We start from the raw sequence: 23,052 nt of genomic DNA on the forward strand, positions 1-23,052 counted from the left end.
GGCTTCGACAGGCTCAGCCCGAACGGTAGGCGAAAACTCGACAACTACAAAAACAATAGCTGCTAGCGCTTTATACATAAGCGCTAGAGGCCAAAACAATCAAAAAATCACCCCCGCCCCATCTCCTCAAGACAAGCCTTCATCACCCCCGGATCAAACGCCATCTGCACATGCGCCACCCCATCCACCAACCGGTTGTCCGCCCCCGGCAAACTGGCGGTACTCGCGGGAAACACAATGTTGTCGCAGTTCGAATACCAGCACGTAAACAGCGCCGCCCGCCCCGCCGGTTCGGCCCGCTGCAGCGCCACCACCCAATCCCCCGCCAGGCTCATCTGCCGCCCATTCACCGCCCGGCTGAAGCGCCCCAGCCACGTGCCTCCGTGGGGCGTGCCCAGCGTCAACACCCGATGCACCCGCCCATCGGCCTGGTGCACCCGCAGCCACGCCCGCACCGCCAGCCCGCCCATGCTGTGGCACAACAGCACCGGCGCCTGGCCCGTGGCGGCCGTCACCCGCAACACAGCGTCTTCAATGATGTCGGCGTATTCGTCAATCGAGCCCATCACCGGCTCCAGGTTCACCGCCACATGGGCATGGCCCCCAGCGCGCAGGCCCGCGAACCAGGGCAGCCACAGACCCCGGTTGCACATGAAGCCATGCACCAGCACCACACCACGCTTGCCCGTTGGCGTGGCGGGCAGCCAGTCGGGCAGTGACTGGTGGCGAAACGGCTGGCGCCAGCAGAACACCAGCAACGCCACCCACACCTCGGCCCACCAGGCGGCCAGCACCTGCGAGGGGCGCGCACGCGGCGCGGCATCGGCACGGTTGGTGTGGTGCATCAGCACAAACTCCACCGCCATCACCAAGAGGTAAATGCCCAGCGGCAACAGTGCTCCCAGCACAGCGTGCAACGGTGAATACGGCCATTGCCACACCAGCCAGGCGGCCATGGCCAGCAGGATGAACAGGAGAAGGACTCTTTGCCAGCGCGCGATCATGGTGGTGGTGGGCAGATGTTGTAATTCACCAGCCGCATTGTGGCGCCTGGGCTCCGCCCTGGCGCCTCCCGCAAGTAGAAAGGACCCAGCCCCATGGATGCCGCCCAGACCATCCGCGACTGCATTGCCGACGTGACCGCCCTGCGCCTGCACCGCACGGGCGACCCGGCGCTGGGCGCGGCGGTGGGCAGCGTGAAGACCCTGCAAGCACGGCGCTTTCGGGGCACCTATGCGGACCTGATGGGCTCGCCCTCGTTTGGCCCGGCGGCCCGGTTCTTTCTGGAAGAGCTCTACAGCGACACCGACTACACCGACCGCGATCTGCAGTTTGGCCGCATCGCAGGCACGCTGCAGACCATGTTCCCCCAGCCCGTGGTGGCCACGGCCATGGCCCTGGCCGTGCTGCATGCACAGACCGAGGGGCTGGACCAGGACATGGGCCGCGCGTGGCTGCTCCACGCCGACGCAGCCAGCGATGCCGCCCGCTACACCGCTGCCTGGCGCACCGTAGGCCAGCGCCATGCGCGCCATGAGCAGCTGCAGCGCGTGCTGGCCATGGGCACCGACCTGGCACGCCTGACCCGCACGCCGGGCCTGCGGATGATGCTGCGCATGATGCGCGGCCCCGCGAACGCTGCCGGCATGGGCGCGCTGCAGCGGTTTCTGGAGGCGGGGTTTGACACCTTCGGCCAGCTCGCGCGCCAGCGCGGCGGGGTAGAGCAGTTCCTGGCCACCATCGAAGCGCGTGAACGCAGCCTGATGGAGCAACTGTTCGACGCGGATGCTGTCACCTGCGGGACCCAACTCGCAAACACACTAGGACAAGCCCGGTAACCGATCATCCCCACCTGCTTCCACAATCTGTGCCCACCTATCAATGGCATTTGGCGAGCACAAGCGAAGGAAACAAGCGCATGGAAAAGATCTGGCTCAAGAGCTACCCCCCGGGCGTACCGCACGACGTGCAGCCCGAGCAATACCGCTCTGTGGCCCACCTGCTGGAAGAGTCCTTCCGCAAACACGCATCGAGCCCGTTTTCGGTCTGCATGGACCAGTGGATGAGCTATGGCGAACTGGAACGCCACTCGGCGGCCCTGGGTGCCTACCTGCAAAGCCTGGGCCTCGCACCCGGTGCGCGCGTGGCCATCATGCTGCCCAACATTCCGCAATTCGGCGTGACCATGGCCGCCGTGCTGCGCGCGGGCTACACCTGCGTCAACGTGAACCCGCTGTACACCGCCCGCGAGCTGGAGCACCAGCTCAAGGATTCGGGCGCCACGGCCATCGTGATCCTGGAGAACTTTGCGCACACGCTGGCCGAGGTCATTGACCACACGGCCGTCAAGCATGTGGTGATGGCGTCCATGGGCGACCTGCTGGGCTTCTGGTTCGGCAAATGGATCACCTTTGCCGTGCGCCATTTGGCCAAGATGGTGCCCGCCTACGAACTGCCACTGACGGGTGGCCGCAAGGTCGTCACGTTCAAGAAGGCGTTGTCGCTGGGCGAGCACAAGTCGCTCACCCCGAGCCAGGCCACGCTCGATTCAATTGCCTTCCTGCAGTACACCGGCGGCACCACGGGCCTGTCGAAAGGGGCGGTGCTGACCCACCGCAACATCGTGGCCGCCACGCTGCAGGCCGAGGCCTGGTTCACCCCGGCGCTGTCCAAGGTGGGTGACCTCAGTAAAGCCAACTCCATCGCCGCGCTGCCGCTGTACCACATCTTCGCGCTCACGCTGTGCCTCTTGGCCATCCGCCAGGGCTCCAGCCTCACGCTGATCCCCAACCCACGTGACATTCCAAAGTTCATTGCCGAGCTGAAGAAGCGCCCCTTCCACATGCTGCCCGCCGTGAACACGCTGTTCAACGCGCTGCTGCAGAACCCGCAGTTCAAGACACTCGACTTCTCGCACCTGTGCGTGTCGCAGGCTGGCGGCATGGCGGCCAGCGAAGGCACGGCCAAGCAGTGGCAAAAGGCCACGGGCAGCACCATGATCGAAGGCTGGGGCATGAGCGAAACCTGCGCCATCGGCACCAACAATCCCGTGACCAACACCGAGTTCAGCGGCACCATCGGCCTGCCGCTGCCGGGCATCGACATCGCCATCAAGGACGACGCAGGCAACAGCCTGGCCCAGGGCGAGTCGGGCGAGATCTGCATCCGCGGCCCCAACGTGATGACGGGCTACTACAACCAGCCCGAAGAAAATTCCAAGGCGTTCACGCCCGACGGTTTCATGCGCACGGGCGACATCGGCATCATGGATGCCCAGGGCTACACCCGCATCATCGACCGCAAGAAGGACATGATCCTGGTGAGCGGCTTCAACGTGTTCCCCAACGAGCTGGAGCAGGTCATCAGCCTGTGCCCTGGCGTGGTGGAATGCGCGGCCATCGGCATCCCCGACGAGAAACAGGGCGAGGCCATCAAGGTGTTCATCATCAAGAACGACCCCACCCTCAGCGAGGAAGACGTGGCCCGTTACTGCCAGGAAAACCTCACCGGCTACAAGCGCCCCAAGTACATCGAGTTCCGCGACGAGCTGCCCAAGAGCAATGTGGGCAAGATCTTGCGCAGGGAGCTGCGCAAGGCCTAGAGCGTTTCACCCGGTGGCTGCGCAAATCAGCGTGGCAGCCCCTCCATTGCAACCAAGGGCGCTCCGGCGCCCTTTTTCTTTGCCCGTTTCCTGTGAAAACGGGGAGACACAGCACGGTTTCGGCACGGGTGAAGGGCCACGGAGAACCCGTCCAGCAACCCCTCTCAGCTCCCGTTTGTTCGGGTTTTTACTGACTAGCAAACGTTTGCGCAAACGTTTGCTTTGGATATGATCCACTGGCGACAAGGCACCGGGTCGCGCGCATTCGTGGCTTTTCCCCGGGTTTCGCGCACCTTGCGCACCGCTGTCCGCTCGCCTTTCTCGCCCACCATTCCAACAGGAGACAACCCATGCAGTTCACCCGCCGTTCCGTTCAGACCGCCGCCGCCCTCGCCGTTGTGGGCAGCCTGCTGGCCAGCCCTGCGTTTGCGCAGGACAAGCCCAAGATCGCGCTCATCATGAAGTCGCTGGCCAACGAGTTCTTCCGCACCATGGAAGACGGCGCCAAGGCGCACCAGAAGGCGCACGCCAGCGAATACACGCTGGTGGCCAACGGCATCAAGAACGAGACCGACACCGCCGCGCAGATCAAGATGATCGAGCAGGCCATGGCGCAAAAGGTCAGTGCCATCGTGCTGGCCCCGGCCGACTCCAAGGCCCTGGTGCCCGTGGTCAAGGCCGCCATCGACAAGGGCATCATCGTGGTCAACATCGACAACCAGCTCGATACCGATGCGCTGAAGGAAAAGAACATCACCGTGCCCTTCGTGGGCCCCGACAACCGCGCGGGCGCCAAGCTGGTGGGTGACCACCTGGCCAAGACGCTGAAAGCCGGCGACAAGGTCGGCATCATCGAAGGCGTGTCGACCACCTTCAATGCACAGCAGCGCACCCTGGGCTACCAGGACGCCATGAAGGCCGCCAACATCACCGTGGTGGGCGTGCAGTCCGGCAACTGGGAGATCGAAAAAGGCAACACCGTGGCCGCCGGCATGATGCGCGAGCACCCTGACCTGGTCGCCCTGCTGGCCGGCAACGACAGCATGGCCCTGGGTGCCGTGGCCGCCGTGAAGGCCGCTGGCAAGGCCGGCAAGGTGCAGGTGGTGGGCTACGACAACATCGGCGCCATCAAGCCCATGCTGGCCGATGGCCGCGTGCTGGCCACTGCCGACCAGTACGCCGCCAAGCAGGCCGTGTTCGGCATCGAGCTGGCCCAGAAGGCGCTGGCCGCCAAGACGCCCCAGGCGCAGTTGCCTGCAGCCGTCAAGACGGATGTGGTGCTGGTGACCAAGGGCAGCAAGTAAGTAAGTAGCAACCAGCAGAGAAGCCAGAGAGCGGCGAACAAAACGCTTCTGGCGTTGTTGCCGTGTCTTGTCGTACTACCCGTACTGACTGCGACACGGTGCCTCGCCAGAATCGTTTCGCGGAGCTTTGTTCACCGCCCAAAGAATGAACGCCACCCCGCGGCCCGCCTCAGCGAACCCCACCATGCAAATCCCCTCCCCCGCTTCCCAGTCCACGCCCTTGCTCGCCATTCGGGCCATGGGCAAGGACTACACCGCCACGGTGCTCGATGGCGTGAATGTGGAGCTGTTTGCGGGCGAGGTGCTGGCGCTGACCGGCGAGAACGGCGCGGGCAAGAGCACGCTGTCCAAGATCCTGTGCGGGCTGGAGCAGCCCACGCGCGGCGGCATGTTGCTCGGCGGCCAAACCTACACGCCCACCTCGCGCCGCGATGCCGAGCGCCAAGGCGTGCGCATGGTGATGCAGGAGCTGGGCCTGGTGCCCACACTCACCGTGGCCGAGAATTTGTTGATGGGCCGCCTGCCCCACCGCCTGGGCTGGCTGCAGCGCGATGCGCTGCATACGGCTGCACGCGCGCAGCTGGCCAAGATCGGGCTTGACAGCATCGACCCCGCCACGCCCGTTTCGCAGCTGGGCATTGGCCAGCAGCAGATGGTGGAGATCGCGCGCAACCTGCAGGACGACACACGCATCCTGGTGCTCGACGAGCCCACGGCCATGCTCACGCCGCGCGAGACCAATTACCTGTTCGAGCAGATCGCGCACCTCACCGCACGCGGCGTGGCCATCGTCTATGTGTCGCACCGGCTCGAAGAGCTGCGCCGCATTGCCGACCGCGTGGCCGTGCTGCGCGACGGCCGTCTGGTGGACGTGCGCCCCATGGCCGGCATGAGCGAGGACGACCTCGTGCAGCGCATGGTGGGCCGCGTGGTGAGCGACCTGGACCACCGCCCACGCCGCCCCGTCGGCCCGGTGGTGATGAGCGCCCAGGGCCTGGGCCGAGGCAGCGCCGTGCAGGACGTGAGCCTGGAGCTGCGCGCGGGCGAGATCTTTGGCATTGCCGGGCTGGTCGGATCGGGCCGCACCGAACTGATCCGGCTGCTGTTTGGCGCGGACCGGGCAGACCGGGGCAGCGTCACACTGCACCCCGAATTTGAACAAAAACAGGCCCTGGCGCTTGATGAACAAGCGCCATCAGCTGCAAAAAACATAGCAAACAAAAACCCGAAGGCTTCCCAAGCCGCACCGCGCACGATCCCGCGTGGTTTCGCCTCCCCCCTGCAGGCCATCGCCGCAGGCGTGGGTCTGGTCACCGAAGACCGCAAATCCCAGGGCTTGCTGCTGGCGCAGCCTATTCGCATCAACGCCACGCTGTCCGACCTGTCGGCCGTCTCGCGCGGCGGCTGGCTGCAGCGTGGGCTGGAAAACCGCCTGGTGCAAGGTTTTGTGCGCACGCTGGGCATCCGCTGCCGCAGCGCCGAGCAGCCTGTGGGCCAGCTCTCGGGCGGCAACCAGCAAAAGGTGGTGTTTGCCCGCTGGCTGCACCGCGAAGGCCGCGTGCTGCTGCTCGATGAACCCACGCGCGGCGTGGACGTGGGCGCACGCGCCGAGCTGTATGGCGAGCTGGACCGCATGGCCTCCGAAGGCCGCGCGCTGCTCATGGTGTCGTCCGACCTGCGCGAGCTGATGGCCATGGCCGATCGCATCGGCGTGATGAGCGCTGGCCGCCTGGTGGCGGTGTTCGAGCGCGGTGAGTGGTCTGAACAATCCCTGCTGGCGGCGGCGTTTTCCGAGCCCGGCGGGCGCACCAACACAACCTCTTTAACCCCTTCTCCTGTCACCGCATGAACGCCCCCATCACGTCGGCTGCCGCATCCGCGCCAGCACCTTCCTCCGCCTCGGTCTGGCGCAGCCAACTGGGCACCTACCTGGGCCTGCTGGCCGTGCTGGCAGGCATGGTGGCGCTGTTCTCGTCGCTGTCCGAGTACTTTTGGAGCACCGAAACCTTCATCACCATCGCCAACGAGATCCCGGCCCTGGCCGTGATGGCCGTGGGCATGACCTTTGTGCTCATCATCGCGGGCATCGACCTGTCGGTGGGCTCAGTGATGGCGCTGGCCGCAGCCACCTCGGCCGCCGCCATCCTGCAGTGGGGCTGGACAGTGCCCGCCGCCGCCGCCCTGGCGCTGGCCACGGGCCTGGTGTGCGGCACCATCACGGGGGCCATCTCGGTGGCCTGGCGGCTGCCTTCGTTCATCGTCTCGCTGGGCATGCTCGAAGCCGTGCGCGGCAGCGCGTATGTGGTCACTGACTCGCGCACGCAGTACGTGGGCGATGCGATCTCGTGGCTGTCGGCACCCTTCTTTGGCGGCATCTCGTTCGCGTTTTTGCTGGCGGTGGTGCTGGTGGTGGTGGCGCAGCTGGTGCTGTCGCGCACGGTGTTCGGCCGCTGTGTGGTGGGCATCGGCACCAACGAGGAAGCCATGCGCCTGGCGGGTGTGGACCCGCGCCCCATCCGCATCATCGTGTTTGCCATGACTGGCCTGCTCGCGGGGCTGGCAGGGCTGATGCAGTCGGCCCGGCTCGAAGCCGCAGACCCCAACGCGGGCACGGGCATGGAGCTGCAGGTGATCGCCGCCGTGGTGATTGGCGGCACCAGCCTCATGGGCGGGCGCGGCTCGGTGATCAACACGGCCTTTGGCGTGCTCATCATCGCGGTGCTGGAGGCAGGCCTGGCCCAGGTGGGTGCCAGCGAGCCCAGCAAGCGCATCATCACGGGTTTTGTGATCGTGGCGGCCGTCATCGTGGACACGCTGCGCCAGCGCCGCGCTGCACACTGAATCACGGTCTGACACCACTCCAACCCAACGACTTCTCACTTTTCGCATGGCTACTATCAAGGACGTTGCACGCCACGCCGATGTATCGGTCACCACGGTGTCGCACGTGGTCAACGGCACACGCCACGTGAGTCCCGAGGGACGCGAGCGGGTCGAGAAAGCCATCCGCGCGCTGGGCTATGTGCCCAGCGCCATTGCGCGCAGCCTGAAGAGCAACAACACGCGCACGCTGGGCATGCTGATCCCCAACAGCTCCAATCCCTACTTTGCCGAGATCGTGCACAGCGTGGAAGACCGCTGCTTTGGCGCGGGCTACAACCTCATTCTGTGCAACACCAACGACGAGGCGCACCGTCAGGGCACGTATCTGCAGGTGCTGGCCGAGCGGCGCATCGACGGGCTGATCGTCGTCTCCACCGGGCACGACGCCACACTGCCCACACAACTGGCGGGCCTGTCCATCCCCACCGTGCTGGTGGACCGCGAGATCGAGCTGGCCGAGCAGCAGCCCTGCGACCTGGTGGAGACCGCCCACATGCAAGGCGGCCTGCTGGCCACGCGCCACCTGCTGTCGCTGGGCCACCGGCGCATCGCGTGCATCGGCGGGCCCGAGGGCATTGCGCCCAGCGAGCAGCGCATCGCCGGCTGGCGTGCCGCGCTGGCCGACGCCGGCTGCGGCACGGGTGACGGCCTGCTGTGGCACGGCAACTTCACCAGCCAGGGCGGCTACGAGGCCATGCACGCCGTGCTGCGCGCCCCCGAGCCGCCCACCGCCGTCTTCGTGTGTAACGACCTCATGGCCATGGGCGCACTGTGCGCGGCGCACGAACGCGAGCTGCGCGTGCCCGAGGCGTTGTCCATCGTGGGCTTTGACGACATTGAACTGACCGCCTTCACCAGCCCGCCGCTGACCACCGTGGCCCAGCCCAAGCAGCGCATCGGCGCGCTGGCGGTGGACATGCTGCTGGAGCGCATCGACGGGAAGCGCCAGGACGCGCGCAAGGTGATGCTGCAGCCCGAGCTGCGCGTGCGCTCTTCCACGGCCCCCGCCACCATGGTCGCCCCCGACGCCCGCCGTGGAGGGAGGCCTGCATGACCGCCGTGACTGCTGTGACCGCCAACCTCCAGACCCCCCGCATCGCCGTGGTCGGCAGCCTGAACATGGACCTGGTGCTGCAAGTGCAACATGCCCCCGGCCCCGGCGAGACCGTGCTGGCCGATGCCCTGCTCCTGGTGCCTGGCGGCAAAGGCGGCAACCAGGCCGTTGCCTGCGCCCGCCAGGGCGCCCAGGTGTTTCTGTTCGGCCGCGTGGGCGACGATGGCTACGGCCACACGCTGCGCGCCGGGCTTGACGCCGATGGCATTGACCACCGTGGCGTGCAGACCGATACCGAAGTCACCACCGGTGTGGCCGCCATCACCGTGGAAACCACGGGGCAAAACCGCATCGTGGTGGTGCCCGGCGCCAATGGCAGGTTTGTGCTGGATGCCAATGCGCTGACCGCCGCCGTGCAAGACGCAGGCGGTTTGGTGTTGCAGCTCGAAACTCCGATGCCGCAGGTGCTGGGCGCAGCCAAGGTTGCCCATACCGCCGGCTGCCCGGTGCTGCTCAACCCTTCGCCCATCCAGCCCCTGCCCGATGCGCTGTGGCCGCTGGTCAATGTCTTGATCGTCAACGAAGTGGAGGCCGCAGCATTGGCAGGCCAGAGCGTCGCCACCCCCGCAGACGCCGCGCAGGTCGCACAAGCCCTGCGCTCCAAGGGCCCCGCCCAGGTGGTGGTGACCCTGGGCGCCGCCGGCGCCGTGGCGGCGGATGCCACTGGCTGCCGCTACCACCCCGGCCTCGTCGTGCAGGCCGTGGACACCACTGCCGCAGGCGACACCTTCCTGGGCGCGCTGGCTGTGGCGCTGGCACGCGGCGAGCCGCTTGATGCCGCCGTTCGCGATGGCATCCGCGCGTCCGCGCTGTGCGTCACGCAACCCGGCGCCCAGCCCTCCATTCCCACCCGCGCAGCCGTCGCGCACAGCCCCCAACCACCCGCCTGGAGCCCCCTGTGAAACGCACCGCCTTGCTGCACGCCGAACTCTCCCACGCCATCGCCAGCCTGGGCCATGGCGACATGCTGGTGATCGGCGACGTGGGCCTGCCCATTCCGCCCGGCCCGCGCCGCATCGACCTGGCCCTCACCCCGGGCATCCCGGCCGTGGCCGACGTGCTTCGGGTGGTGCTGGAAGAAATGCAGGTTGAAAAAGCGCTGATCGCCACCGAAGCCGTGGAGCGCAACGAAGGGCAGCTGCCCGCCTGGTGCCATTTGCCGGTGGAGCCCCAGGCCGTATCGCACGAGGAGTTCAAGCGCCTCACCCAGCAGGCCCGCGCAATGGTGCGTACCGGCGAGTGCACGCCGTATGCCAACGTCATCCTGGTGGCGGGTGTGACGTTCTGATACAGGTTGGGGCTTGCGAAGCCATGGCTGCACCTTCGTTTGCGGGTTTTGGAGGACTTCGGGCAGGCACTACCTGCGGTACGCTGGACCGCAGCCCACGGCGCGGCACGGATGATGCCCGCCACCGACGCCCCGAATTCCTGCACCCATGCCCACCATCGCGCCCCACGATCTCCTGCCTCCTGAAATCACCGTCCTGGAACGCGGCTGGCTGTCTGCCAACAACATCCTTTTCATAGGCCACCACGACACCGCGCTGGTGGACACCGGCTACTGCAGCCATGCCGAGCAGACCGTGGAGCTGGTGCGCGGCACGCTGCACGGCCGCCCGCTGGACCGCGTGCTCAACACCCACCTGCACAGCGACCATTGCGGCGGCAATGCGGCGCTGCAAAAGGCCTGGCCCGGCGTGCTCACGGCTATTCCACCCGGCCAGGCCGACCATGTGCGCCAGTGGGATGCCTACGCACTGAGCTACACCCCCACAGGACAGGAATGCCCGCCCTTTCGGGCCGATACGCTGCTCATGCCCGACTCCTGCGTGCTGCTGGGCGACAAGCCCTGGCAGGTGCATGCCGCACCGGGGCACGATCCGCATTCGGTGGTGTTGTTCGAGCCCCAGGGCCGTGTGCTGATCTCGGCCGATGCGCTGTGGGAAAACGGCTTTGGTGTGGTGTTTCCCGAGCTGGAAGGCGACAGCGCCTTCGCCGAGGTGTCAGCCACGCTGGACGTGATCGAGTCACTGGCGCCCAAGGTCGTCATCCCGGGCCACGGACCGGTGTTTGCCGACGCCCTCCGCGCCATTGAGGGAGCCCGCCGCAGGCTGGACGGCTTTGTGCGCAACCCGCAGAAACACGCGCTCTATGCGGGGAAGGTGTTGCTCAAGTACAAGCTGCTCGAATGGCAGCACATCAGCATGTCCGACCTCACCGCCTGGGCCCAGGCCACGCCGTATTTCGGAATGCTGCACGAGACGCACTTTGGGGATCAGGCGGAGGATGCGTGGCTGCAGAGCCTGGCGGATGACCTGGTGCGGTCAGGGGCGGCGGTGCGGCGAGAAGACGTGCTGCACAACGTGTGATCTTGCGGCAGCGGCGAGAGCTCAGGCCGTTTCGACCCTAACTGTTGCTGCTACGATAATGGCCCGCGCCTGGATCAGTCCTTTGCATCCAGACAAACGGGTTCAATACGCGGCACAGAAGCGCCGCATGCGATCGGTCAGGCATTTATGGACAAGTCTCAAAGGTTTAGAAAATTTTTGCATTTTTTTAATGCAGTAATTTCCTTCACCTTCTTTTCTATCATCTCCATCGTCGGTCTATTTGCCATTTATATATTCTTGGTGGAGCCTGCGATATACGATTTGCCAATTAATTATACTGACGTAGTTTTTGGTTTTGGAATTCTTTCCATTGGTTTATCAGCAATTGTCGCCGCCCGTCGAAAAACCCAAGCAGCCGATTGGCTCGTCTTGGCAAATATTGCCGCATGGTTTCTTTTGCACGGCATCGTCTTCGATGTATCTCGGGGTATCGAGCCAAATCTTCGTAGCGCGGCCTCATCTGCTTTCTGTTTAATACTGCTAATCGGCTTCATATTCATGGCCCGTCGTAGCCACCTCAAAGAACGCATTTCAAAAAGGGGGCTCGATATAGGGCCGTGACTCAATGCCTGAACCTCTCCTAAGAGTTCTCATTGAACAGTCACTTCCGAAGTGCGCGATCTACGCAATTTGCATCTCGCGAAATTGGCGGGTGCGACCGTCAATGCTTGAATTGCTTGTCGCACCCTATTATTGGTTGTAACTGCTGGACTTTCTTGGCAGCTACTCCGCCCTGTTAGTCGGAGACGCCTATTTGCCCTTGTCCTCGCGGATTGAGGCGGTGCGGCCGAAGACGGCCTGCATCGTGTAGCCGTCGCGCTGGTTCTTTTGCCCAACTTCCAGCATCAGGTCTGCCTGATAGTGGATGTTGTCCACGACAGTGGCGCAGTTGAGGCCCACTTGCTTGTCATTGACCTTGCCCAGCGATTTCTGCAGTCCCTCGCCAAATTCCTGCACGTCCTTGGAAATCTTCTTGGTGCCGTCTCATCTGTAGACGGGCTGCGCCTGGACGGCGACACGGAACCACAACGTCCCCAAAGCCGCCGTAGTGGCCCCGCACAGTCTCTTCATCTCAAGCCTCTCCAATTTTTAAATCAAATTGGCCTCTAGCGCTTATCTAAAAAGCGCCAATAGCTCTAATATCTATAGCAATCGCCTCACTGCCCTGGGCCGGTCGGCGGTTCAGGGCAGATCCTTGTTCACCTCAGGCGCCGCCGCGTCGCGCGGGCCGATGGTGCCCAGGCGGCTCTTGAGCGACTGGGGCTGGCCGGTGAGCATGGCGGCGTAGTTGGTGGTGTTGGCCAGTACTTTCTTCACGTAGTCGCGCGTTTCGGCAAAGGGCACGTTTTCGGCCCAGATGGCGGCGTCGAGCACTGGGCCGTTGCGCCAGCTGCGCGGGCGGCCGGGGCCGGCGTTGTAGGCGGCAGCGGCCATGGGCATGGAGCCCGCAAAATCATCCAGCGCGAGCTTGAGGTAGGCCGTGCCGATGGTGATGTTGGTGTCGCGGTCGTTGATCTGGTCGGCGGTGAAGTTGTTCAAACCGATCTTCTTGGCCGTCCAGCGCGCGGTCGCGGGCATGACCTGCATCAGGCCCGAGGCGCCCACGTGGGAGCGTGCGTCCATGATGAAGCGGCTTTCCTGGCGAATGAGGCCGTAGACATACGCCGGGTCGAGGCCGATGCCGTTGGCGCGCTCCACCACCGCGCTGCGAAACGGCGTGGGGAAACGCTGGGTGGTATCCACCACGCTCTTGGTGCGTTCGCTGGTGTTGATGCAGCGGTCCCACACCTCGCGCTGGCAGGCGAAGTCGGCGGCGGCCAGCAGTTCACGGTCGGGCATGCCGCCGCTTTGGTGCAGGTTGGTGGTGTAGTTCCACTCGCGCACGCCTTCGCTGCGCAGGCCCAGCAGGATGGCATACAGCGCGCGGTTCAGGCCCGGGTTGGCGCGGGCGGCGGCCTTTTCTTCGGCGGTGAGGGGGGCGGGCGCGGGTGGCGTGGTGATGCGCTGGCCGAGCTCTTCCAGGGCCAGTTGCTCGTAGAAGCCGCGCGTGCTGGCGATGCCTTCGAGCAGCTGGCGGGCTTCGGCGCGTTCGGCGTCGGTCACGCGGCCTGCGAGCAGCGAGCGTGCCTTCCAGTACACCCAGGTGCTGTCCTGGCGGGCTTCGGGCCCCATGGCGTCCACAGCCTTTCCGACGGCCTTCCACTGGCCGGCGCGCAGGGCGGCGCGCACCTTCCAGCCCAGCAGGTCGTCGTTGAGGTCGCTGTCCTTGGTCACATTGGCAAAGTAACTGTGGGCGTTGCTGGCCAGCTTTTGCGCAGCGGTTTTGCCGATCACGGCCCAGGCCCAATTGCGCTCCTCGGCCGAGAGGTGCACGCTCCACTTGCTGTCGAGCTGGTAGGCCGCGCCGTCCGGGTCGCCGGTGGCCAGTTTCAACAGGGCCAGCAGCACCAGTTCCTGCTTGGCCTTGCCGGCGGCCGTGGCGCGCGACAGCAGGTATTTGCTCGGCGCATCCAGCACGTCCTTGACCTGCGGCAACGATTCGGGCGAGACGATCTCGACCGCCGCGCGCACCACGCGGGGGCGATTGGCCTCGACCCCCAGGCGGGCCTTGCGCCACACGTCCAGGGCTGAGAGTTTCTTGTAGCCATGCAGCTCGCGTGCGGCGTGGGTGCAGCCGTCGTCGCCGTCGCGCTGGGCGTACCAGTTGCTGCGCACATCCTCGGCCACGGTGGGGCTGGCGGTGCCCTTGATCTGGTCGATCAGCAGCGCGTAGCAGCGCACCTCGCGGTCGTCCGACATGCGGTAGCTGGGGTGCTGCTCGGCGAACTGGCTCCAGTCGCGGCGCTGGCCCAGTAACAAGAGCCAGTCATTGCGCAGGCGGTCTTCCTGGTAGCTGCCGGCGTAGCGCTGCAGGAAAGACTGGATCTCCTGTGGTGACGCCTCGCCCAGGCGCACCCGCAGCTCCCAGTAAGCGGCCCAGGGCTCCAGCGCATGACCACGCGCAGTGGGCAGCAGCTGCGCGAGCTTGCTACGGTCGCCTTTGCGGAAGGCCTGCTGCATCTCCAGCAGGGTATCGTCCCCACGGTTTTGCGCCATGACAAGGGGCGCGGTGGCTGCCAGCACGGTGGCGGCGACAAGGGGTGTCAGAATCGCTCTGAGAAATTGCATGGGGGAATTATCTGATGGACAAAGCAGCCCTTCGGCGCGCGTTGATAGAAGAACGCCTCAATCTGCCCGACCGCCTACAGCGGGCCGACCTGTTACAACAGGTGATGCGCATCTGGCTGGTGAACCGGCCGGATACGGTCATTGGAGCCTATTGGCCCATCAAGGGCGAATTTGACCCCCTGCCCGCGCTGCACCGCTGGAAGGAAGATGGCGAGTTGCTGGACGAACCCCAACTGCGCCGCATCGGGCTGCCGGTGGTGAACAAGCTGCACAAAACCCTCACCTTCCACGCCTGGTACCCCGGCTGCCCCATGGAGGAAGACGCCTACGGCATCCCCAAGCCCAAGGACACCGAGGTCATCGTACCCACCCTGCTGTTCGTGCCCTGCGTGGGCTACGCCCCCGGGGGCTATCGGCTGGGCTATGGCGGCGGCTTTTACGACCGCACGCTGGCCACCCTGCAGCCCAAGCCGTTCACGGTGGGCCTGGGCTTCACCAATGGCTACCTGGACGACTTCGAGCCCGAAGAGTTCGACCTGCCGCTCGATGCCATCCTGAACGACAACGGGGTGGTCTGGCCGGTCTGAACCGCTGCGCCATTGCCCGTGATGCGTGCCACGCATCATTCAGGCCGTGTTTTCGCATCGCTGGCGCGCGCCACTGCCGCTAGCATGGCGGGCTGACTTTCTTTTCTCTGTTTTCCATCGGCAGGTGCCCCATGCTCAAGCTCTATATCGGCAACAAGAACTACTCCTCCTGGTCCATGCGCCCCTGGGTGCTGCTCAAACAGGCGGGCATCGTGTTTGAAGAAGTGCGCGTGCGCTTTGACAGCTTTGACGCCGATTCAGAGTTCAAGCGCGCGATTGGCGCCGTGAACCCCACGGGCAAGGTGCCCGTGCTGGCAGATGGCGACCTGGTGGTGTGGGACACGCTGGCGATTGCCGAATACGTGGCTGAAACCCACCCTGACAAAAAGCTCTGGCCCACGGACGCCAAGGCCCGTGCGCGCGCCCGCAGCATTTGCGCCGAAATGCACAGCGGCTTCACCGCCCTGCGCAGCAACTGCCCCATGAACATCGAGGCCAACCTGGCCGACACCGGCGCCCTGATCTGGCGCGATCAGGCCGGCGTGCGCGCCGACGTGCAACGCCTGGTGGACATGTGGAGCGCGCTGCTGCAAGAACACGGCGGCCCCATGCTGTTTGGCGAGTTCACAGTGGCCGACGCCTACTTTGCCCCCGTGTGCATGCGCCTGCACACCTACGCCCTGCCCGTGCCACCCCACATCGCCGCCTATGTGCAGCGCGTGCGCGCCCTGCCCGGCGTGACCGCCTGGATCGACGAGGCCCTGGCCGAGAAGGACTTTCTGGACTTCGAAGAACCCTATCGCCTGTGCCATAAAGAAGGCTGAGCACCACCATGGCCGTCACCATCTACCTGCGCTACGTGCTCAACACCAGCAAGCTCAAGGAGTTTGAGCACTACGGAAAACTGTGGATACCGCTGGTCGAGAAGTTCGGCGGTAAACACCACGGCTATTTCATGCCCAGCGAGGGCGCGAACAACATCGCACTGGCATTGTTCACCTTTGACAGCCTGGCGGCCTACGAGGTGTACCGCCAGCAGTCGATGCAGGATGCGGAATGCCAGGCGGCGTTCCGCTATGCCGAGGAGACGGGGTGCATCGCGAGCTACGAGCGGAGTTTTTTCAGGCCGGTGTTTGGCTGAAGGGGCACGGGCAGCCCGGCCACGCTACCGAAACTGCTTGCGCAAAAACGGCTTGTGCCGCGCGATGTGCGCCAACTGGGCGGGGGCCACGGTGCCGCCCAGGTCTTCCTCTTCTGCGTTGAGCACCTGGTTGGCATAGGCCAGCGCACGCGCCACCACCTCTTCCTCGCTCACCCCCTGCTGCGCGGCCAGGTCCAGCGCCACGCGCTTCATGGCGCGCTGCGACAGCATCCACATGGCGCCAAAGGCATCCCACGCGGCCATCGCTTCCTTGAACTTGTCGCGATCGGCCAGGATTTCGTTCAGCGGCTTGGCCAGGATCTCCTGCAGGTCGTCCACCTTGGCTTTCAAAGCTTCGAACTGCGCCTCGCGCTGCAGGGCTTCCGCTGCAGCGTTGGCGGCTGCGTCGGGCGCCGTGGGCACGGGCACGCTGCCGTCGGGGTTGAGCTGGGCGATGGTGAGGTCGGACGAGAGGGACATGGTGGGCTGGAATATACGGCCGGGGGCCCGGCCTAAACTACACCGATGCAAATCTACATGGTGGGCGGCGCCGTCCGCGACAAGCTGCTGGGCCGGCCCGTGAACGACCACGACTGGGTGGTCGTGGGCGCGACGCCCGAGCAGATGCTGGAACTGGGCTATCTGCCCGTGGGGCGCGACTTCCCCGTCTTTTTGCACCCCGACACGCGCGAGGAGTACGCACTGGCCCGCACCGAGCGCAAGAGCGGGCGCGGCTACCGGGGCTTTGTGGTGGAAAGCTCGCCCGATGTGACGCTGGAAGAAGACCTTTCGCGCCGCGACCTTACTATCAACGCAATAGCTACCAGCGCTTATGGGATAAGCGCTGGAGACATTTTTGACCCCTATTTTGGTGCCAAAGACATCGAGGCGCGGGTGCTGCGGCATGTGACCGACGCCTTCCGCGAAGACCCGGTGCGCATCCTGCGTGTGGCGCGGTTTGCGGCGCGATTCACCGACTTCACGGTGGCGCCCGAGACGATGCAGCTGATGCGCGAGATGGTGCAGCACGGCGAGGCGGACCATCTGGTGGCCGAGCGCGTGTGGCAGGAGCTGGCGCGCGGGCTGATGGAAGAAAAGCCCTCGCGCATGTTCGAGGTGCTGCGCGAGTGCGGCGCGCTGCAGGTGCTGCTGCCCGAGGTGGCGCGCCTGTGGGGCGTGCCCCAGCGGGCGGAGTACCACCCCGAGGTGGACACGGGCGTGCACCTGATGATGGTGCTGGACATGGCCGCGCGGCTGCAGGCGCCACTCACTGTGCGGTTTGCCTGTCTGGCGCACGACCTGGGCAAGGGCACCACGGCCGCCGACGTGCTGCCACGCCACATCGGGCACGAGGAGCGCAGTGCCGAGCTGCTGAAGGACATGGCCGAGCGCCTGCGCGTGCCGGTGGACTGCCGTGAGACAGCCGATGTGGTGGCCCGTGAACACGGCCACATCCACCGCAGCCACGAACTGTCGGCCGCCGCCCTGGTGCGGCTGCTGGAGCGCTGCGATGCCATTCGCAAGCCCGAGCGTTTTGCCGACATCCTGTTGGCATGCGAATGCGACGCGCGCGGGCGGCTGGGATTTGAAGAGTCGGCCTACCCACAGCGCCAACGGCTGGCCGCCGTGCTGGCGGTGGTGCAGTCCGTGGTCACGCGCGACATTGCAGCGCGGGCAGCGGCCAAGGGTGTGAGCGGGCCGCAGGTGGGCACGCTGATCCACCAGGCCCGGGTGGAAGCGGTGGCGCAGTGGACAGGCAACAACAACACCACCTGACCCAGGGCCGCGGAAAACAAGGCACACCCCTCAAAAACGAGGGCAAAACTTCCTACAATCCGCGTCCGCTTGCGCCCCGCCCCGGGGTGCACCTTTGCAAGTTCCTGGCGCATGCTCGCGCCCTACAGCCATTCCAACGCCTTCATGACCGCAGTGCACATCCGCCCCGCCGCCCCGGCCGACGCCGACACCATCGCGCCGCTGTTTGATGCCTACCGGCAGTTCTACGAGCAGGCGCCAGACCTCGCTGGAGCCCGGACATTCATCGCACAGCGGCTGGAGCGCGGGGAGTCCGTGGTGCTGCTGGCACTGGATGCATCGGGAGCAGCGATAGGTTTTTGCCAGCTTTACCCAACCTTCTGCTCGGTGGAGGCAGCGCCCATCTACACGCTGTACGACCTGTTCGTGGCCCCCGCAGCACGCAAGACCGGCGCCGGGCGCAGCTTGCTGATGGCCGCCGAAGCCACGGCCCGCGCGCACGGCAAGGTGCGCATGGATCTGACCACGGCACACACCAACACCACGGCGCAGTCGCTCTACGAATCGCTGGGCTGGACGCTGGACACCGTCTTTCGCGCCTACAACAAGCGGGTAGCGGCCTGACCTGACCGCCACCGCGCCGCTGCCCAGATAGCAATTACCAGCGCAGCAGGCGCGGCCCCAGCACGGCCCCCAGCGCCGTCGGGATGGCCATGCCCGCCAGGTACCAGACCGCCAGGAACGGCGTGGCCATCTCGGGGCAATGCAGGGCATACACCAAAGCGCCCAACGCACCCGCCAGCAACCCGGCCCCCGCACCCGCCCAGGCCAGGCGCGTAGGCGCAGCCCCCTTCAGGGCCCAGAAACCCGCCACCAACGCAGGCACCGACAGCGCCGCGATATTGAACGGACAGGTGCGCCAGGTGCTGCCCAGGATCAGCGGCACACGCTCTACCGCAGTCACCTGCGACAACGCCCACAATGCCATGGCCCACAACACCAGCGGCGGCACTGCCAGCAGCAGCGCCGCAGGCCCCACCGCCATGCCGGGGCGGGCCATGCGGCGCAGCAGCGCCAGCCCGGCTGCGGCCAGTGCAGCGGCAAACACCAGCTTGCCCCAGAACATGGGCAGCGCCATGGTCGCCAGCAGGTCGGGGCGCAGGCCGAACAGGGCCAGCATCAGCACCCCGGCACCGGCAATGCCCACTGCGGCGGCCACGGCAAACCGTTGCTCTATTGCGTTGTGCTGCACCGGCCGGTCATCGGCGGCGAGCAGGTGGATCAATTCATCGGTTTTCATGCTATTTCCCCTGGGACTTACGCACATCAGAATGCAACAACGACCGGCCTTCTGTACCCGGCGGCTTCCCTGACCCCTGTTGCGCGTAAGTCATGTCCCTGATCTTGGCGGCCAGGGCCTTTAGCCCCCGGTGCACGCCGACTTTGACGGCCGACTCCGACAGCCCCGTGAGGCGCGCCGTCTCGACCACCGACAAACCTTCCAGCTTCACGCACTCGATCGGCAGGCGCTGCTTGTCGGGCAAGGTGCGCAACAACTGCCCCAGGTCGCGCCGGGCTTCGGCGGCCTCGCTGTCGCTGCTGGCAAACAACTCGTCGGCATCGTCCAGCGGGTCGTTGCGCCCTTCCTTCACGGCGTGCGAGCGCAGCCAATCGATGAGCTTGTAGCGCGCAATCGCATGCGCCCAGGCCGTCACCGGCATCTCGGGCCGATAAGTGTGGCGCTGGTTGTGCACCGCCAGCAGCGTCTCCTGTACCAGGTCCTCCACCTCGTCGGGCCGCTGCATCAGGCGGCGGCGCAAAAACGCACGCAGGTGTGCGCTCAGCTCTTTCAAAAAGCGCTGGTAGGCGGCTGCGTCGGCGTCCAGCCCTTGCAGCAGCAAACCGCGCAGGCGCTCTTCCACTATCTCCATGGTGTCTCCCTGCAAGGAATTCGTACTTCGAGGCCAATGGGTTACAGGCAACAGAAAAAATATTTACGCCATGCCGCCACGATTTTTTTGCGCAGCGCTGTAACCCGCCTGCTGCACAGCGCGAATTACAACGCAGATCGGGCCATTCAACGCGACCTCTGTGTCGCAACCCGGTCGGATTCAACCACTACCCAACCCTTGGAGAACCGTACCATGACCACTCGCACCCTCAGCCTCGGCGCACTCGCCCTCATTGCCCTGACTTCTGGCGCCGCCATGGCCCAGACCGCCCCCATGGAAGGCGCCAAGCCCGCCATGGAGAAGTGCTACGGCGTCTCGATGGCTGGCAAGAACGACTGCGCAGCAGGCCCCGGCACCACCTGCGCCGGCACCTCCAAGATGGACTACCAGGGCAACGCCTGGAAGTTCGTGCCCGCAGGCACCTGCGCGTCGATCAAGACGCCCAAGGGCATGGGTTCGCTGGCACCCGCCAAGGCCTAAGAGGCTGATGCCATGACTCCGCGCCCCCTCACCACTGGTCTGGGCCTCAAGCCCCAGCACTACGGCGAGGCGCTGCAGTGCACCGCCCCCGGCCTGTGGTGGGAGGTGCACCCCGAGAACTACCTGGCCGATGGCGGCCCGCGCCTGGCGTATCTGGATGCGATCCGCGCACGCCACCCCATGGCGCTGCACGGCGTGTCCCTGTCCCTTGCGGCCGATGCACCGCCCGATGCGGCGCACCTGGGCCGCCTGGCGGCACTGGCGCGGCGCGTGGAGCCTGTGATCGTCTCGGAGCACCTGGCGTGGTCCACCTGGCGCGGGCAGTATCTGCCCGACCTGCTGCCGTTTCCCCGCACGCACGCGGCGCTACACCGCATTGCAAGCAACATCGCCCGCACACAGGATGTGCTGCAACGGCCCATCGCCATCGAGAACCCCACGCACTATCTGCACATCGATGGCCACGCATGGGCCGAGACCGACTTTCTGGCCGAATTGGTGCGGCGCACCGGTTGTGCGCTGCTGCTGGACGTGAACAACGTCCATATCAGCGCGAACAACCTGGGCTTTTGCGCGCAGGCGTACCTGGATGCGTTTCCCCTGCACGCCGTGGCCGAGATCCACCTGGCGGGCCACCATGCCGACCCGGTGCATGGCAACGCCTTGCTCATCGACAGCCACGACGCCCCGGTGGCGCCCGCCGTGTGGGCGCTGTACCAACGCGTGATCGAGCGCGCAGGTCCCATCCCCACCCTTATCGAGCGTGATGACAACCTGCCCGACTTCTGTGAACTGCTGGGCGAGCGTGACCAGGCTCACCATGTACTCATGGCTGCGCACACCGAGGAGGCCGCATGCAGCTGACCGACTTTCAGGATGGTTTCTCGGCCGCTCTGCTCGGCGCGGGCCATGCCCCAACCACTGCGTGGCTAGTGGCCCTGGAGGCCCAGCCCGGCTTTGCCGTGTACCGCAACACCGTGCTCAAGGGCTGTGTCGATGCCCTGCAGGCCAGCTACCCCACGGTATGCCAGCTGGTGGGCGAAGGCTGGTTCCGCGCCGCCGCAGCGGTGTATGCGCGCCAGCAACCGCCTTGTGACGGACTGCTGGTGGACTACGGCGCTGGGTTTGGCGACTTTCTGGCCGGGTTTGAACCTGCGGCCGGGTTGCCCTACCTGCCCGCCATAGCGCGCCTGGACCGCGGCTGGACCGAGTGCCATCTGGCAGCCGACGCTACCGCCGTGGACCGAGCCTGGTGGGCCCGGCAAGCGCCAGAAACGCTGCCCGCCTTGCAACTGCATCCCCACCCCGCTGCGCACTGGACCTGGTGCAATGGGCATCCGGCTTATCGCCTGTGGCAGAGCCACCGTGAAGGTTTGGCCCTGCCCGAATCGCTGGCCTGGGCGGGTGATGGAGGCCTGCTCACCCGGACACACGCGGAAGTGACCTGGCGCCCGCTTTCGCGTGCAGGGGTTGTTTTTTTGGACGCGTGCGCAGAAGGCCAGACTCTGGAGGCCGCCGCCACCCGCGCCTTAGACACCGATCCCGCCACTGACTTTGCCGCGCTCATGGGCACCCTGCTGGACGCGGGGGCCCTGGTCCCACCCCATTCACATCCACATTCACATCCACAGGCTGAGGAGGCCCCATGACCACCCACACCCAATCCCCCCACTTCCCCACAGCACCCACCAAAGGCCCCCGCGTTCTGCTGGCCCGCCTGGCCGATGCCGCTGCCTGGCTCACCCCCCACAGCCTGCTGGCCCTGGTCAACCGCGTGGCCATCGCGGGCATCTTCTGGCTGTCTGCCCGCACCAAGGTCGATGGCCGGTTCACGATCTCCGACAGCGCCTACGCGCTGTTCCGCGAAGAATACAAACTGCCCTTGTTGCCGCCTGAACTGGCGGCGCAGATGGCCACCGTGGCCGAACATGTGTTTCCCATCCTGCTCGTGCTGGGCCTGTTCACGCGCCTGTCGGCTGTGGCCTTGTTGGGCATGACACTGGTCATTCAGGTTTTTGTGTATCCGGATGCCTGGCCCACGCACCTGTCGTGGGCGGGGCTGATGCTGTACCTGGCAGGGCGCGGTGCGGGCAATGTGTCGCTGGACCGCGTGCTGGGAATTCGCTGAAACCCTTGCATCAGCCCGCGGCTGTCTGCACCCAGCGCACGATGTCCGCAGCACCCAGCGCGCCCGAGATACGCGCCACCTCACGCCCCTGCTGAAAAAGGACCATGGTCGGAATGCTGCGGATGGCATAACGCGCCGCGATGGCCTGGTGTTCTTCGGTATTGAGCTTGGCCAGGCGCACACGCGGCTCCAGCTCACGGGCCGCCTGGGCAAAGGCGGGCGCCATCTGGCGGCACGGCCCACACCAGGGCGCCCAGAAATCCACCAGCACCGGAATGTGGCTGCGCCCCACATGTTTGTCAAAACTCGCCCCATCCAGTTCTAGCGGGGCGCCCACAAAAAGCCCCTGGTGGCACTTTCCGCAATCGGGTGCATGGGCCAGATCGGCGCTTTGCACGCGATTGGTGGTGTGGCAGTGCGGGCAGACGATGTGCAGGGCTTCGGTCATGGGGTGAGATCAGGTTCAAGCAAGAGCAAGAGCGGGGTTTTTACACATTGCGGCAGAAGCTTTGCGTTTCAAGGGTGGTCCTGCCAGACCAATGGCAATGG

26 protein-coding genes are annotated in these 23,052 nt (G+C 65.6%); 19 read left to right on the forward strand and 7 right to left on the reverse strand.

Translation table 11 applies throughout. The features are described from left to right. Positions 1-107 precede the first annotated feature (107 nt). Positions 108-1,004 (reverse strand): esterase/lipase family protein, encoded by an 897-nt coding sequence (locus ARADN35_RS0112685; RefSeq protein WP_010462673.1) that lies wholly within the window; start codon positions 1,002-1,004, stop codon positions 108-110. 93 nt (positions 1,005-1,097) lie between these two features. Here ARADN35_RS0112685 and ARADN35_RS0112690 point away from each other — a divergent pair, with 93 nt between their 5' ends. From ARADN35_RS0112690 to ARADN35_RS27940, 10 genes are all read left to right on the forward strand, one after another. Beyond that, on the forward strand, positions 1,098-1,838 hold the full coding sequence (locus tag ARADN35_RS0112690) for an FFLEELY motif protein (protein WP_010462675.1): 741 nt from the start codon (positions 1,098-1,100) through the stop codon (positions 1,836-1,838). Positions 1,839-1,918: 80 nt separating this feature from the next. Further along, a complete protein-coding gene (locus ARADN35_RS0112695) occupies positions 1,919-3,601 on the forward strand; it encodes an AMP-binding protein (RefSeq protein WP_010462676.1) in 1,683 nt (560 codons plus the stop codon). A gap of 350 nt (positions 3,602-3,951) precedes the next feature. Further along, a complete protein-coding gene (locus ARADN35_RS0112700) occupies positions 3,952-4,905 on the forward strand; it encodes a sugar ABC transporter substrate-binding protein (protein WP_010462678.1) in 954 nt (317 codons plus the stop codon). Positions 4,906-5,089: 184 nt separating this feature from the next. After that, positions 5,090-6,754, forward strand: coding sequence for a sugar ABC transporter ATP-binding protein (locus ARADN35_RS0112705; protein WP_035197116.1), 1,665 nt, complete (start codon positions 5,090-5,092; stop codon positions 6,752-6,754). Further along, positions 6,751-7,746, forward strand: coding sequence for an ABC transporter permease (locus ARADN35_RS0112710; protein WP_010462683.1), 996 nt, complete (start codon positions 6,751-6,753; stop codon positions 7,744-7,746). The genes ARADN35_RS0112705 and ARADN35_RS0112710 overlap by 4 nt, the downstream gene beginning before the upstream one ends. Before the next feature lie 46 nt (positions 7,747-7,792). Then, a complete protein-coding gene (locus tag ARADN35_RS0112715) occupies positions 7,793-8,842 on the forward strand; it encodes a LacI family DNA-binding transcriptional regulator (protein WP_010462686.1) in 1,050 nt (349 codons plus the stop codon). Further along, complete coding sequence (gene rbsK / locus ARADN35_RS0112720; RefSeq protein ID WP_010462688.1) at positions 8,839-9,804, forward strand: ribokinase; 966 nt, start codon at positions 8,839-8,841, stop codon at positions 9,802-9,804. Before ARADN35_RS0112715 ends, rbsK begins: the two co-directional genes overlap by 4 nt. Further along, complete coding sequence (rbsD, locus tag ARADN35_RS0112725; protein ID WP_010462690.1) at positions 9,801-10,190, forward strand: D-ribose pyranase; 390 nt, start codon at positions 9,801-9,803, stop codon at positions 10,188-10,190. The genes rbsK and rbsD overlap by 4 nt, the downstream gene beginning before the upstream one ends. Positions 10,191-10,338: 148 nt before the next feature. After that, a complete protein-coding gene (locus ARADN35_RS0112730; protein WP_010462692.1) occupies positions 10,339-11,271 on the forward strand; it encodes an MBL fold metallo-hydrolase in 933 nt (310 codons plus the stop codon). A 147-nt stretch (positions 11,272-11,418) separates the two neighbouring features. Then, positions 11,419-11,853, forward strand: coding sequence for a hypothetical protein (locus tag ARADN35_RS27940; RefSeq protein ID WP_139019195.1), 435 nt, complete (start codon positions 11,419-11,421; stop codon positions 11,851-11,853). Between the two features lie 189 nt (positions 11,854-12,042). Here ARADN35_RS27940 and ARADN35_RS26305 read toward each other — a convergent pair whose 3' ends face one another. Further along, positions 12,043-12,249, reverse strand: coding sequence for a hypothetical protein (locus ARADN35_RS26305; RefSeq protein ID WP_010462694.1), 207 nt, complete (start codon positions 12,247-12,249; stop codon positions 12,043-12,045). Positions 12,250-12,474: 225 nt separating this feature from the next. After that, a complete protein-coding gene (locus ARADN35_RS0112745; RefSeq protein WP_010462695.1) occupies positions 12,475-14,460 on the reverse strand; it encodes a lytic transglycosylase domain-containing protein in 1,986 nt (661 codons plus the stop codon). Between the two features lie 14 nt (positions 14,461-14,474). On the opposite strand from ARADN35_RS0112745, the gene ARADN35_RS0112750 reads away from it, so the two are divergent. The 3 genes from ARADN35_RS0112750 to ARADN35_RS0112760 all read left to right on the forward strand — a co-directional run bounded on the left by ARADN35_RS0112750 (position 14,475) and on the right by ARADN35_RS0112760 (position 16,188). Next, positions 14,475-15,047 (forward strand): 5-formyltetrahydrofolate cyclo-ligase, encoded by a 573-nt coding sequence (locus ARADN35_RS0112750; RefSeq protein ID WP_010462696.1) that lies wholly within the window; start codon positions 14,475-14,477, stop codon positions 15,045-15,047. Positions 15,048-15,178: 131 nt separating this feature from the next. Next, entirely contained in the window at positions 15,179-15,871 is a 693-nt protein-coding gene (locus ARADN35_RS0112755; protein WP_010462697.1) for a glutathione S-transferase family protein, read from the forward strand. An 8-nt stretch (positions 15,872-15,879) separates the two neighbouring features. Continuing rightward, positions 15,880-16,188, forward strand: a complete 309-nt coding sequence (locus tag ARADN35_RS0112760) for an NIPSNAP family protein (protein WP_010462698.1) — start codon at positions 15,880-15,882, stop codon at positions 16,186-16,188. Positions 16,189-16,212: 24 nt separating this feature from the next. On the opposite strand, the gene ARADN35_RS0112765 is transcribed toward ARADN35_RS0112760, so the two are convergent. After that, the gene (locus tag ARADN35_RS0112765; RefSeq protein WP_010462699.1) at positions 16,213-16,668 is read right to left on the reverse strand and encodes a hypothetical protein; all 456 of its coding nucleotides are present in this window, start codon (positions 16,666-16,668) and stop codon (positions 16,213-16,215) included. A gap of 45 nt (positions 16,669-16,713) precedes the next feature. On the opposite strand from ARADN35_RS0112765, the gene ARADN35_RS0112770 reads away from it, so the two are divergent. Together ARADN35_RS0112770 and ARADN35_RS0112775 are read left to right on the forward strand one after the other, a co-directional pair. Then, complete coding sequence (locus ARADN35_RS0112770) at positions 16,714-17,964, forward strand: multifunctional CCA addition/repair protein (RefSeq protein WP_010462701.1); 1,251 nt, start codon at positions 16,714-16,716, stop codon at positions 17,962-17,964. 111 nt (positions 17,965-18,075) lie between these two features. After that, on the forward strand, positions 18,076-18,567 hold the full coding sequence (locus ARADN35_RS0112775) for a GNAT family N-acetyltransferase (RefSeq protein ID WP_010462703.1): 492 nt from the start codon (positions 18,076-18,078) through the stop codon (positions 18,565-18,567). Positions 18,568-18,601: 34 nt separating this feature from the next. Here the strand turns inward: ARADN35_RS0112775 and ARADN35_RS0112780 are convergent, their stop codons facing one another. Together ARADN35_RS0112780 and ARADN35_RS0112785 are read right to left on the reverse strand one after the other, a co-directional pair. After that, positions 18,602-19,243, reverse strand: a complete 642-nt coding sequence (locus tag ARADN35_RS0112780) for an NrsF family protein (protein ID WP_010462705.1) — start codon at positions 19,241-19,243, stop codon at positions 18,602-18,604. Between the two features lies 1 nt (position 19,244). After that, complete coding sequence (locus ARADN35_RS0112785; RefSeq protein WP_010462707.1) at positions 19,245-19,874, reverse strand: sigma-70 family RNA polymerase sigma factor; 630 nt, start codon at positions 19,872-19,874, stop codon at positions 19,245-19,247. A 213-nt stretch (positions 19,875-20,087) separates the two neighbouring features. On the opposite strand from ARADN35_RS0112785, the gene ARADN35_RS0112790 reads away from it, so the two are divergent. The 4 genes from ARADN35_RS0112790 to ARADN35_RS0112805 are packed head-to-tail and all read left to right on the forward strand — an operon-like array spanning position 20,088 to position 22,503. Then, positions 20,088-20,375 carry a BufA1 family periplasmic bufferin-type metallophore gene (locus tag ARADN35_RS0112790; RefSeq protein WP_010462708.1) on the forward strand — a complete coding sequence of 96 codons (288 nt, stop codon included), beginning with the start codon at positions 20,088-20,090 and terminating at the stop codon, positions 20,373-20,375. Positions 20,376-20,387: 12 nt separating this feature from the next. Then, positions 20,388-21,239 (forward strand): MNIO family bufferin maturase, encoded by an 852-nt coding sequence (bufB, locus tag ARADN35_RS0112795; protein WP_010462710.1) that lies wholly within the window; start codon positions 20,388-20,390, stop codon positions 21,237-21,239. Continuing rightward, a complete protein-coding gene (locus ARADN35_RS0112800) occupies positions 21,230-22,024 on the forward strand; it encodes an HvfC/BufC N-terminal domain-containing protein (RefSeq protein ID WP_010462711.1) in 795 nt (264 codons plus the stop codon). Before bufB ends, ARADN35_RS0112800 begins: the two co-directional genes overlap by 10 nt. Beyond that, complete coding sequence (locus ARADN35_RS0112805) at positions 22,021-22,503, forward strand: DoxX family protein (protein ID WP_010462713.1); 483 nt, start codon at positions 22,021-22,023, stop codon at positions 22,501-22,503. Before ARADN35_RS0112800 ends, ARADN35_RS0112805 begins: the two co-directional genes overlap by 4 nt. A gap of 10 nt (positions 22,504-22,513) precedes the next feature. Here the strand turns inward: ARADN35_RS0112805 and trxC are convergent, their stop codons facing one another. After that, the gene (trxC, locus tag ARADN35_RS0112810) at positions 22,514-22,951 is read right to left on the reverse strand and encodes a thioredoxin TrxC (RefSeq protein ID WP_010462715.1); all 438 of its coding nucleotides are present in this window, start codon (positions 22,949-22,951) and stop codon (positions 22,514-22,516) included. Positions 22,952-23,052: the final 101 nt, after the last annotated feature.

It is taken from the genome of Acidovorax radicis N35 (assembly GCF_000204195.1).
Classification (GTDB): domain Bacteria; phylum Pseudomonadota; class Gammaproteobacteria; order Burkholderiales; family Burkholderiaceae_C; genus Acidovorax; species Acidovorax radicis.